This is a genomic window from Streptomyces pyxinicus, from assembly GCF_024753135.1.
Lineage (GTDB): Bacteria > Actinomycetota > Actinomycetes > Streptomycetales > Streptomycetaceae > Streptomyces > Streptomyces pyxinicus.
Genome location: NZ_JANUGP010000001.1, coordinates 105,161 through 116,727 on the forward strand (window position 1 = coordinate 105,161; position 11,567 = coordinate 116,727).

The 11,567-nt window shown below is 72.6% G+C and carries 11 protein-coding genes; 3 read left to right on the forward strand and 8 right to left on the reverse strand.

Annotation, left to right across the window (positions count from 1 at the left end; genetic code table 11):
• Positions 1-36 precede the first annotated feature (36 nt).
• Entirely contained in the window at positions 37-1,197 is a 1,161-nt protein-coding gene (locus tag NX794_RS00515) for a Gfo/Idh/MocA family protein (RefSeq protein WP_258775923.1), read from the forward strand.
• Here the strand turns inward: NX794_RS00515 and NX794_RS00520 are convergent.
• On the reverse strand, positions 1,161-1,784 hold the full coding sequence (locus NX794_RS00520; RefSeq protein WP_258775924.1) for a poly-gamma-glutamate hydrolase family protein: 624 nt from the start codon (positions 1,782-1,784) through the stop codon (positions 1,161-1,163). The two genes, NX794_RS00515 and NX794_RS00520, sit on opposite strands and share 37 nt — an antisense overlap.
• A complete protein-coding gene (locus tag NX794_RS00525; RefSeq protein ID WP_258775925.1) occupies positions 1,781-2,812 on the reverse strand; it encodes a LacI family DNA-binding transcriptional regulator in 1,032 nt (343 codons plus the stop codon). Before NX794_RS00525 ends, NX794_RS00520 begins: the two co-directional genes overlap by 4 nt.
• Positions 2,813-2,950: 138 nt before the next feature.
• Between NX794_RS00525 and NX794_RS00530 the strand changes: the two genes are divergently transcribed.
• Positions 2,951-3,955, forward strand: coding sequence for a Gfo/Idh/MocA family protein (locus NX794_RS00530; protein ID WP_258775926.1), 1,005 nt, complete (start codon positions 2,951-2,953; stop codon positions 3,953-3,955).
• 504 nt (positions 3,956-4,459) lie between these two features.
• Here NX794_RS00530 and NX794_RS00535 read toward each other — a convergent pair.
• The 5 genes from NX794_RS00535 to NX794_RS00555 all read right to left on the reverse strand — a co-directional run bounded on the left by NX794_RS00535 (position 4,460) and on the right by NX794_RS00555 (position 8,705).
• Positions 4,460-4,654, reverse strand: a complete 195-nt coding sequence (locus NX794_RS00535; protein ID WP_258775927.1) for a hypothetical protein — start codon at positions 4,652-4,654, stop codon at positions 4,460-4,462.
• A 133-nt stretch (positions 4,655-4,787) separates the two neighbouring features.
• A complete protein-coding gene (locus tag NX794_RS00540; RefSeq protein WP_258775928.1) occupies positions 4,788-5,696 on the reverse strand; it encodes a sugar phosphate isomerase/epimerase family protein in 909 nt (302 codons plus the stop codon).
• 1 nt (position 5,697) lies between these two features.
• Positions 5,698-6,606 carry an ATP-binding cassette domain-containing protein gene (locus NX794_RS00545; protein ID WP_258775929.1) on the reverse strand — a complete coding sequence of 303 codons (909 nt, stop codon included), beginning with the start codon at positions 6,604-6,606 and terminating at the stop codon, positions 5,698-5,700.
• A gap of 3 nt (positions 6,607-6,609) precedes the next feature.
• Entirely contained in the window at positions 6,610-7,686 is a 1,077-nt protein-coding gene (locus tag NX794_RS00550) for an ABC transporter permease (RefSeq protein ID WP_258775931.1), read from the reverse strand.
• Positions 7,686-8,705: a sugar ABC transporter substrate-binding protein gene (locus tag NX794_RS00555; protein ID WP_258775932.1), complete on the reverse strand. Its 1,020-nt coding sequence runs from the start codon at positions 8,703-8,705 to the stop codon at positions 7,686-7,688. Before NX794_RS00555 ends, NX794_RS00550 begins: the two co-directional genes overlap by 1 nt.
• Positions 8,706-8,930: 225 nt before the next feature.
• Here NX794_RS00555 and NX794_RS00560 point away from each other — a divergent pair, with 225 nt between their 5' ends.
• Positions 8,931-10,394 (forward strand): cellulase family glycosylhydrolase, encoded by a 1,464-nt coding sequence (locus NX794_RS00560; RefSeq protein WP_258775933.1) that lies wholly within the window; start codon positions 8,931-8,933, stop codon positions 10,392-10,394.
• A 9-nt stretch (positions 10,395-10,403) separates the two neighbouring features.
• On the opposite strand, the gene NX794_RS00565 is transcribed toward NX794_RS00560, so the two are convergent.
• Positions 10,404-11,438, reverse strand: a complete 1,035-nt coding sequence (locus NX794_RS00565) for a helix-turn-helix transcriptional regulator (RefSeq protein WP_258775934.1) — start codon at positions 11,436-11,438, stop codon at positions 10,404-10,406.
• Positions 11,439-11,567 lie beyond the last annotated feature (129 nt).

Here is an 11,567-nt window from a genome sequence, read left to right on the forward strand (position 1 = left end):
GGGACAGGAGTTGGACCGGTCCACGGAGGGGCTGTCATGGTGGATGCGCTCGGTGTCGCCGTCGTCGGGTTCGGCTGGATGGGCCGGGTGCACACCCAGGCGTACGCCCGTCTCCCCCACCACTATCCCCACCTGCCCCTGCGTCCCCGGCTGGTGGCGGTCGCCGAGGAGGTGCCGGGTCGGGCCGAGGAGGCCGCCGAGCGGTTCGGGTTCGCCTGCGCCGTGCGCGACTGGCGCGAGGTGGCCGCCGATCCCCGGGTCCAGGCGGTCAGTGTCACGGCGCCGAACTTCCTGCACCGGGAGATCGGCGTGGCGATGGCCGAGGCCGGCAAGCACCTGTGGATCGAGAAGCCGGTGGGTCTGAGCGCCGGGGACGCCCGCGCGGTCGCCGACGCGGTCACGCGGGCCGGCGTGCAGGGCGCGGTGGGCTTCAACTACCGCAACGCGCCCGCCGTCGAGGCCGCCCGCGATCTGATCGCCGCCGGTGACATCGGCGCGGTCACACATGTCCGCGTCCGGCTGTTCAGCGACTACGCCGCCCATCCGGACGGCGCCCTGACCTGGCGCTACGAGCGGCGGCGCGGTGGCAGCGGGGTGCTCGGCGACCTGGCCTCGCACGGCGCCGACCTGGCCCGTTTCCTGCTCGGCGACATCGTCTCGCTCACCGCCGACACCGCCGTCTTCGTCCCGGAGCGCGCCCGCCCGGCCGGCGCCACCGCCGGTCACGCCCTGGCCTCGGGAGGCGTCCCGGGGCCGGTCGAGAACGAGGACTACGTCGGCTGCCTGCTGCGCTTCGCCTCCGGTGCCCGTGGCGTGCTGGAGGCCTGCCGGGTCTCGGTCGGCGAGCAGAACGCCTACGGCTTCGAGGTGCACGGCACCAGGGGAGCGGTGTTCTGGGACTTCCGCCGGATGAACGAGTTGGGCGTCAGCCGCGGTACGACGTTCCAGGACCAGCCGGTGAGCACGGTGTACGTCGGCCCGGGCGCGGGCGAGTTCGCCGCGTTCCAGCCGGGTGCCGCCAACGCGATGGGCTACGACGATCTGAAGGTCATCGAGGCGTACCGGTTCGTCCGCTCCATCGCCGAGGGCACGCCGTACGGCACCACGCTCACGGACGCGGTGCGCGGTGCGGCGGTGCTGGACGCGATGGAGCGGTCCGCTCAGCTCGGCTCGTGGGTGGACATCGACACGGCGTGAGCGAGCCGTACGACACCGGCGGTGAGCGCGCCCGCGACCGGCGCCGGGGGTGTGTCGGCGGTGCCGGTGGTGCGGGCCGACAGCGGGAGTTCCACCTGGACGCCGCCGAGCCGGGTGAGGTTGACCGGGTTGCGGGGGTGCAGGCCGCGCAGGTGCCGGGGGATCTCCGCCAGGTCGGTGACGGTACGGAACTCCGGTGCCAGGGCGGCCAGTTCCGCGGCGAGGAGGTGGGCCGCCGTACGGTTGCCGCCGCCCAGGAAGAGGGTGCGCTGCGCCGCGGGCCGCATGTGGCCGTGCAGGGAGACGGTGAGCGCGACCCGGTCCAGGAACTCCCGCAGCAGGGCGCAGTGGTCGGCGGCCATGCGCGCGGAGGGGAGGTGCACGGGCCGTCGTACCCCGGGCTGGGTGAAGACCAGGCTGGTGGCGTCGCAGCGCCGGGCCACCAGGCCGGCCAGCTCGGCCGTGCCCCCTTCGTTGCTGCCGTGCAGCGCGAGCAGCCCGATCCGGCCGCCCGGTACATAGGTGGCGAGCAGCGGTACCCCCTCGATCTCCACCTGCTCGGTGCGGGGCGTCCGGTCCCCTGTCACGCGGCGGCCCCCGCGGGCATGTTGTACGGGGTGACGACCTGGATCGCGGACGGCGGTACCGGTCCGGCCGGGGGCAGGGCGCCGTGGGCGCGCATCACCAGCCGGCAGGCTTCGCGCAGGTCCTGGCGCAGGTCGTGGTGGAGGACGGCGGACAGCCGGTGTGCGCGCAGCAGGCGGGTGTTGTCGTGGTCGAGGTCATGCGCGACGAACACCGCGCAGTCGCGGCCGAGGTCGGCGAAGGCGCGCAGGGTGGCGTCGTTGCCGCCGCCGATGGAGTAGACGGCGCGGATCTCCGGGTCGCGCAGCAGGGCGGCGCGCACCAGGTCGTACTGGGTGGCGTCCAGGCCCTGGCCCTCGGTGATCTCTCTCAGGGCGCGCTCGGGGTGCCGGGCGCGCATGACGCTCCGGAAGCCCATCTCGCGTTCCTCCTCGTTGCGGAAGAAGCCGCTGCTGAGGCTGGTGAGGACGTTGCCGGGCCGGTCGCCGAGCCACTGGCCCGTCAGATAGGCGGCGGTGGCACCGGCGGCCCGGTTGTCTATGCCGACGTAGGCGAGCCGGCCGGTGACGGGCAGGTCGGTGACGAGGGTGACGACCGGGACGCCGGCGGCGATGAGCCGGCCGGCGGCCGCGACGACCTCGGGCACGTCCGGGGCCTTGAGGATGACGCCCTGGGAGCCGCGCCGGGCGATCCGGTCCAGCGTGGCGACCAGCTCGGGCACCGGGGCGGTCTCGCGGAAGTGGAAGCGGGAGCGGACCACGGCCGGGTGCAGGCCCGGTAGCTCGGCCTCCAGGGCGGCGCGCACGGCGGTGGTGAACCGCTCGGGTGCCTGGGCGACGATGTCGACCATGAAGGTGCGGCCGACCAGCCGGACCTGGGTGCGCTGGCGGTCCAGGTCGGCGATGGCCCGCCGCACCTCCCGCGCGGTGCTCTCCCGGACCCCGCCCCTGCCGTTCAGCACCCGGTCCACGGTGGCCTCGCTGAGTCCCGCCTGACGGGCGATCTCCCGGATCGGGAACGGATGGCCCACGGACCGGCTCCTTGAGGGGTTTTTGATGGCTGCCTGCTGGTTGTTCGAGGGGTTTGTACTGACAAGAATGACAGCACCGCGCCGGACCGCGACCGAGGGCGAGCGCACCGGGCCCCCTCGCACCCTAGGAGCAGCAGCATGCGCATCGGAATCCTCGGCCTCGGCCGCATCGGGGCCTTCCACGCCGAGACCCTCGCCGGCCTGGACGCCGTGGAGTCGCTCGTCGTCTGCGACCCGTTCGCGCAGGCCGCCAAGGTCGCCGCCGAGCGGTTCGGGGCCGAGGTCGCGGACTCGCCGGAGGCGCTGCTCGCGGCCGGGGTGGACGGCCTGGTCGTCGCGGCGGCCACGGACGCCCACCCGGCGCTGATCCGGGCCGGGGTGGCGGCCGGTGTTCCCGTGTTCTGCGAGAAGCCGGTGGCCCGCACCATGGCGGAGGGCGTCGCGGTGCTCGCCGCGGTACGGGACAGTGGCGTGCCGATCCAGATCGGCTACCAGCGGCGTTTCGACGCGGGCTTCGCCGCCGCGCGGGCCGCGGTGCGCTCGGGCGAGCTGGGCGCCCTGCACACGGTCCGCTGTACGACGCTGGACCCGGCGCCGCCGCCGGCCGCCTATGTCGCCGCCTCCGGTGGCATCTTCCGGGACTGCTCCGTGCACGACTTCGACATCCTGCGCTGGGTGACCGGCCGCGAGGTGACCGAGGTGTACGCGGTGGGCGGCAACCGGGGCGCCGCGTACATCCGGGCGGCCGGTGACGCCGACACCACGGGCGCACTCCTCACCCTGGACGACGGCACCCTGGCGACGGTCTCCAACTCCCGCCACAACGCCCGTGGTTACGACGTCCGCATGGAGTTGCACGGCTTCACCGACTCGATCGCGGTCGGCTTGGACGACCAGTTGCCACTGCGCTCGGTCGAGCCCGGGACCACCTTCCCCGCCGGCATCCCGCACGCCTTCTTCATGGACCGCTTCACCGCCGCCTACCGCGCCGAACTCACCGCCTTTACCGAGGTCGTGACCGGCACCCGCCCCTCCCCCTGCACGGTTGAGGACGCGCTGGAGGCGGGCTGGATCGCCGAGGCCTGCACCCTGTCGCTGCGCGAGCACCGGCCGGTGACGCTCGCGGAGGTACGGGCGGGCTGAGGCCCCGCAGGCGGGTCCGGCGCGCGGGGCGTTGACGAGCTGCGCCAGGATGCGCTCGGGCCGCTCCTCGCCGTCACGGAAGAGGTCGATCCGCCCCGACCCACCCAGTCGGAGCCGGAGCAGGACATCCTCCGAGTCGACCCGGCCCGGAGGGAGCCGCCGGCGCCACCGGTCTCCGCTGCGGACGAACCCCGGCTACGACGGACCGACCGCGCCGGGCCACAGTGCTGTCCGGTGCTGTGTGGGGCCCGTCCCCGGCAGGAACCGGACGAGCGGCGGCTGTGGGTGCCCGTGCTCCGGGTGCCGGACGGGCTGGTGCGGCTCGCGGCCCGGATCGGTGACATGTCCCGGTGCGAGATCACTCCGGCACTCGGCCGACGGCGCCCGGACCGGCACCGAGAAGGCCGGGTAACCGCTCGGTCGGCGACCTCGCCCCGCCGCGCGGGCGGTTCCGGGCCGCGCCGGGAGCCTGCTCGCCCGCGTCGCTGTCCCCTCCGAAGTGCCTCAGAGGCAGTAGCGGACCAGCCACTCGTCGGCGTGGTAGCGGTCCCGGGCCGGGTCCGGCAGGGTCGCCGGGCGGGTCTCCGTAGTGTCCTCGGGGCGTATCCGCTCGGGCAGGGTGCCGAAGCGGTCGCGGCGCAGTGTGGCCGCGTCGGTGGTGTCCTGGGACGTGTGCCGGTGTTCCGAACGGTGTGTCATCTCGTCCTCCCGTCTCCGCGGGCGTCCCCCGTCATTCAGGAGAACGCCCGCGTGCCCCGGTTGGTTCCCGGCGCCCGCCCACCCGAATCACGTGTGGTTGCGCAGGAAACCAGTTGCCCCGGAGGGAGACTCCTCACGCCCCGCAGGAGCGCAGGAACCGCCGGGTGCGCACCGCGATCGGCAGCGGCCGGTCCGGTTCGCAGGGGTACATGTCCTGCTCCACGATGGCGAACAGGTCCACCCCGAGCCGCTGGGCGGCCTGGAGGACCGGTCCCAGCTCCGGCACGCCGGAGGGCGGTTCGCACATCACGCCCCGCTGCACGGCCGGACCGAACGGCACCTCCCGCGCGACCACCTCGGCGAGGACGGCCGGGTCGACCTGCTTGAGGTGCAGGTAGCCGATGCGCTCGCCGTAGGTCTCGATGAGCTTGACGCTGTCCCCGCCGCAGTAGGCGTAGTGCCCGGTGTCCAGGCACAGGTTGACCAGTTCGGAGTCGGTGGAGTCCAGGAAGCGTTCGACGTGGTCCTCGGTGTCGATGTGGGTGTCGGCGTGCGGGTGCACCACGATGTCGAGGCCGTAGGTCTCCCTGACCTCGTGCCCGAGCCGCTCCATGCCCTTGGTCAGGTGCGCCCACTGCTCGGCCGTCAGCTCCGGGGGCTCCAGGATCTCGGCGGTCTTGTCGTCGCGCCAGAAGGAGGGGATGACGACCAGGTGCCGGGCGCCCGTCGCCCGGGTGAGCGCGGCCACCTGGCTCACGTGCGCCCAGGTGTCGTCCCAGACGGCGGGGCCGCGGTGCAGGCCGGTGAAGACGGTGCCGGCCGACACGGTGAGGTCGCGCCGGGCCAGTTCGCCGGCCAGCCGGCCGGGGTCGGTGGGGAGGTAGCCGTAGGGGCCGAGTTCGATCCAGTCGTAGCCCGCTTCCGCGACCTCGTCGAGGAAGCGTTCCCAGGGGACCTGGCGGGGGTCGTCGGGGAACCACACGCCCCAGGAGTCGGGGGCGGAGCCGACCCGGATGCGGTCCAGCGGGGTGGGGTCGGTCATCTCAGGTGTTCCCTTCCGGCGAGGTCGCCACGGGTGCGGTGAGGTCGCCCGCCTCGGGCAGTCCCGCCACGTCGACGCCGCTCACCTGGGCCAGTTCGTGCTTGAGCGCGGCGAGTTCGGCGCCGCCCGCCATGTGGTTGGTCAGCTCGTCCAGGCTCACCTCGCCGCGGTCGGCGCTCAGTTCGAGGGTGCCGAGGCGCAGCACGCTGAAGTGGTCGCCGACCATGAAGGCGTGGTGCGGGTTGTGGGTGATGAAGATGACGCCGAGGCCGCGTTCGCGGGCGGCGGCGATGTACTTGAGGACGACACCGGACTGCTTGACCCCGAGGGCGGCCGTCGGCTCGTCCAGGATGAGGACGCGGGCGCCGAAGTGGACGGCGCGGGCGATCGCCACGCACTGGCGCTGGCCGCCGGAGAGGGTGCCGATGGGCTGCTCCAGGTCGTCCAGGACGATGCCCATGTCGCGCAGTTCGCGGTCGGCGGTGGCCTTCATGCCGGCGATGTCGAGGCGCCGCACGGGCCAGGGGCCCCGGGTCAGCTCGGAGCCGAGGAAGAAGTTGCGCCACACCGGCATCAGCGGGACGGTGGCCAGGTCCTGGTAGACGGTGGCGATGCCCTTGGCCAGGGCGTCGCGCGGGGAGCCGAACCGCACCGGGCGCCCGTCCACGAGGAACTCGCCCTCGGTGTGCTGGTGCAGCCCCGAAATGATCTTGATGAGGGTGGACTTGCCGGCGCCGTTGTCGCCGAGCACACAGGTCACCCGGTTCGCGCGCACGGTCAGGTCGACGCCGTGCAGGGCGCGGATGTTGCCGTAGGACTTGCCGGCGCCGCGCAGTTCGACGAGGGGCCCGTCGGCGGCGGGGGCGTCCGTGCGGACGGCGCCGTGGGTTCCGGTTCCGTGGTCAGTCATCGGTCACCTCCGGGTCGCCGTGCGCTGGACCCATAGATTGATCAGGACGGCGCCGAGCAGCATCACGCCCAGGAACGCCTTGAACCAGTCGGGGTTCCAGCCGGCGTAGACGATGCCCTGCTGGACCATGCCGAACATGAACGCGCCGAACACGGTGCCGATCGCGGAACCGTAGCCGCCGGTGAGCAGGCAGCCGCCGATGACGGCCGCGGCGATGTAGATCAGCTCCTGGCCGACGCCCTCGCCGGACTGCACGGTGTTGAAGGAGAACAACTGGTGCATGCCGACGAACCAGGCACCGAAGCCGACCAGCATGAACAGCGTGATCTTGGTGAACTTCACCGGGACGCCGACCGCGCGGGCGCTGTCCTGGTCGCCGCCGACGGCGAAGATCCAGTTGCCGTACTTGGTGCGCAGCAGCACCCAGGTGGCGATCGCGGCGAAGACCAGCCACCACACCACGGTGATCTTCACCTGGACGCCGCCGACGTCGAAGGACGAGGCGAAGATCTTCTTGGCCTGGGCGAAGCCGTCCATGTCGCTGATGTCGTCGGTGGCGACGTTGCCGGTGACGGACTTGGTGACGGCGAGGTTCACGCCCTGGAGGATCAGGAAGGTGCCGAGGGTGACCAGGAAGCTGGGCAGCCCGGTGCGCACCACCATCCAGCCGTTGAAGGCGCCGATCCCGAGGGAGAGGGCCAGGGCGACGAGCACGCCGGTCCACACGTTCACGGTGAGCTGGTAGCTGAGCATGCTCGCGGTGAGCGCGGAGGTGATCACGCCGACGCCGGCGGACAGGTCGAACTCGCCGCCGATCATCAGCAAGGCGACCGGCAGGGCCATGATCCCGATGGTCGAGGACTGGTAGAGGATCGTGGCCATCGAGCTGCCCTGGCGGACCGAGGGCGCCACGATCAGGAAGAAGACCAGGACGGCCGCGGCGCCGAGGAAGACGCCCACCTCGGGCCGGGCCAGCAGCCGCAGCACCAGCGGGCGCCGGGCGGTGCGGCCGTCGCCCTGTTTCGGGCCGGGCGCCGGCGGTGTCCCGACCGCCGGCTCTGCCTGCTGGGCCATGCTCATCACCGGGTGCCCTTCGCGGCGTAGTCGGCGATCTTGTCGACGTTGGACTTGTCGACGAAGGCCGGCCCGGTCAGGACCGGCTGCTCACCGCCGCCGCTGTAGTTGCCGTTGTTCTTGTAGAGCCACAGGGAGTCGACCGCCAGATAGCCCTGGAGGTAGGGCTGCTGGTCCACGGCGAACTCGACGGAGCCGTTCTGGACGGCCTTGACCAGGTCTTTGTTCAGGTCGAAGGTGGCCACCTTGGCCTTGCTGCCGGCGTCGTCCACCGACTGGACCGCGGTCGGGGCGAAGGGGGCGCCGAGGGTGACGACCGTGTCGATGGAGCTGTCCGTCTTCAGTTTGGCCGTGATGGTCGACTTCACGGACGGCATGTCGGTGCCGTTCACGTACAGCGTCTCAGTGGTGCCCTCGAACGTCTTCTTCAGCCCGTCGCAGCGCTGGGTCAGGCCCACGTTGCCCTGCTCGTGGATCACACAGACGACCTTCTTGGCGCCGGTGGTGTTCAGCTTCTTGCCGAAGGCCTCACCGGCCACGCTCTCGTCCTGCCCGAAGAACTCCAGCAGGCCGAGGTCCTTCCAGTCGGCGAGTCCCGAGTTGAGGCCGACGACCGGGATGCCGACACTCCGCGCCTTGCCGATGACGTCCTTCATCGCGTCCGGCTTGGCCAGGGTGAGCGCGATGCCGTCGACCTTCTGGTCCACCGCGTTCTGCACCAGGTTGGCCTGGTTGCCGGCGTTCGGGTCGGCGGAGTACACGAGCTTGACGTTGTCCTTGGCCGCTGCGGCCTCGGCGCCCTCGCGGACGGTGTCCCAGAAGGTGTCGCCGGGTGCCTGATGCGTGATCAGCGCGACCGTCATCCGGGGGGTGTCGGCCTTGCCCGCGGCGGCGTCGGCCGCCGACTCCTCGGCCTTCTTGCCACCGGAGCTGCTGGAGCAGCCGGCGAGGGCGAGGACTGCCGCGGCGGCGACCGCCACGTAGGGGGCCGGTCCCCGGGATCGGGAGCGAGAAGAGCGGTCCATCGTTCCTGCACCTCACTGTGCGACGGGAGAAGGGACGCAGTCGCGTCGGCGCGCAGTCGCGTTGGGACGGGATCAAAGTCCCTGCCGGGCCCGCTGTCAATACTTTGTTAAGACATAGTCTCACCCTCAGGTCCGAATGTAAGGACAGGGCGCGCCTCCACACGGCCCCCGAGGGCCGATGTCAGAACCCTTGAAGTCCCGGGCGGGCGGTGGTGGGATGCCCCGATGTTACGTGCGACGGTGGCGGCGGGCGCGGTGCTCGCCGCCCTCCTGACCCCCGCGGCCTCCCCCGCCACCTCCCGGGCCATCGAACGGGCATCGGACATCACCCGGCCCGCGCCGGAGAGCCCCCGACCCGCACCGGACGCCCCTCGGCCCACACCGGACGCCCCTCCGCCCGCACCGGACATCCCCCGCCTCACCGACGGACACGGGCGCGTCCTGACCCTGCGCGGCTGGAACATCGAGGACAAGACGCACCGGGGCGAGGCGGCCCTGTCCGCGATCACCGAGCGCCACTTGCGCGACCTGCGGGCGAACGGCTTCGGCTTCGCCCGGCTGCTGGTCTTCTGGGACGACCTGGAGCCACGGCCGGGCCACTACAGCGGGCGCTACCTCCGCACGATCGAACGTGTCCTCGACTGGGCCGAGCGCTACGGCGTGAAGGTCGTGATCGACGCCCACCAGGACGTGTTCGGGCCCGCGTTCGGCCACCGGGGCATCCCGGAGTGGGCGACCCGCACCGACGGGCTGCCGTTCACCCCCCACCCCGACGACTGGTTCGCCGAGTACTTCGAGCCCGCCGTCCAGCGCGCCTTCACGCACCTGTACGACGACCCGGACCTCCGGCGGGCCCAGGCCCGGATGTGGCGCGTGCTCGCCGCCCGCTTCGCCCACCACCCGGCGGTGTTCGGCTACGACCTGATCAACGAGCCGATGGGCGAGCCGCGTCCGGACGAGGACCTCCCCACGGCCGCCCGCCGGATCGAACGCGACCAGCTCACCCCCATGTACAACCGGCTGGCTCGGACGGTCCGTTCGGCCGACCCGGACGCCTGGGTGTTCGTGGAACCCACCCCGGTCGTGGGCGAGGGTGTGCCGACCGGACTCGGCCGGATCGAGGGCCCGCGCGTCGTGTACGCGCCGCATTTCTACGACACCGCGATGGAGGCGGGCGCCGACTACGACCCCGGGGCCGGCTGGATCGAGGCGTACGAGCGTGCCGTCACCGCCTACCCGCGGCGCTACCGGGTGCCGGTCGTGGTCGGCGAATGGGGCCCGCCCGACAGCGGGCTGCCGCACATGAACCGCTTCTACCGGGACGCGATGGCCTCGCTGAGCCGCTACACCTCCGGCTGGGCGGGCTATGTGTGGTGCTACGGCGGCGGGTACTGCGCGGTGGACGACACGGGTGCCTTCCGCCCCAACAAGGAGCTGACCGTCGAGCCGTACGCGCCGAGCGTGGCGGGTACGGTCCGCTCCGCCGCGTACGACGCGCAGCGGGGCGTGTTCCGGCTGGCCTACCGGGCGGCACCGCACGGCTCCCGGGTGAGTGTCCTCTCCCTGCCGCCCGGCGACTGGCGGATCACGGCCGAGGGCGGCGCGCGCGTCGTCCACCGCCAAGACGGCCGGGCGTGGGTGCGAGCGGTCCCGGGCAGCGAGGTGCGCGTGACCGTGCGGCGCTCGTGACGCGTACGGCTACGGGCGCAGCAGGCCGGTCAGCTCACGGCGGCTGCGTACGCCGGTCTTGGCGAACACGCTGGTGAACCGGTCCTGTACGGTCCACGGGGAGATCATCAGTTCGGCGGCCGTCTGCGCGGTGGAGCGTCCGGCGAGCATCTTCTCGACCACCTCGCTCTCCCCGGCCGACAGTCCGTAACGGGCCCGCCAGGTCTCCGGTGTCAGCGGGGCGGCGACGGGTTCCAGGATCAGGGCGACCCGCCCGGCACCGCCGTCCATGGCGGTCGTACCCGCGTGCAGCGAGAACCAGCGGCCCGCTCTCGTGCGCACCCGGGCGGCGACGGGAGCGGATGACGCGGCGGGGCCCCGGGCGAAGGCGGCCATCATGAGGGCGACGTCGGGGGTCTCGGCCCGCGGTTCGTCCGGGTCGCGCAGCTCGGCCAGCACCTCGTCGGCCCGGGGTGTCGACTCCACGACCCGGTTGGTGTCGTCGAGCAGTGCCAGCACGGGGCCCCGCAGGTCGTGGGCGGGCGCCGGCGAGCCGAGGGCGGCGTCGCGGATGCCCGCGGCCAGCAGCGGCGCCGCGGCGGCCACGACGTCCACCTCGGCCGGGTCGAAGCCGGGCCGGCTCGCCCGGCGGAACAGGTGGAGGAAGCCCCAGACCCGGCCGTCGGTCCGCGCGACGGCCCGGATCTCGTCGCCGAGGCCGAGCGGGGCGAGCAGGTCCCGGTGGCGCGCGCTGCGGTCGAGCCGGCCCCCGGTCACCGCCGACAGGGCACCGGCCGGATCCGGGCCGTCCGCCAGGGAGTGCAGTTTCAGGAAGTCGCGCTGGCCGAGTTCGTTGACGTGCAGCAGGGCGGCGCCGGACCGGTCGAGGTTGCCGGTCGCGTAGGTGGTCGCGAGCACCGACTCCGGGTCGGTCTCGGCGAAGCAGTACGCGTCGGCGCCGACCGCCGCCGCGATCCGGTCCGCGGACTCGTGCCGGAAAGCGGACGAGTCCAGCCCCTGTCCCGCCAGTTTCCGCAGGCCCCGCTGGAGCCGGGAAGCGTTCATGATGCACCCGCCCTGACATGCGGCCGAATCCCCAGCTTACTGGGTGTTCCGGGTACGCGGGCGAAACCTACGCTGATCACGATCCCATTCCCGACCGCCCCGATTCGAGATCCCTGAATCCGATCCGTG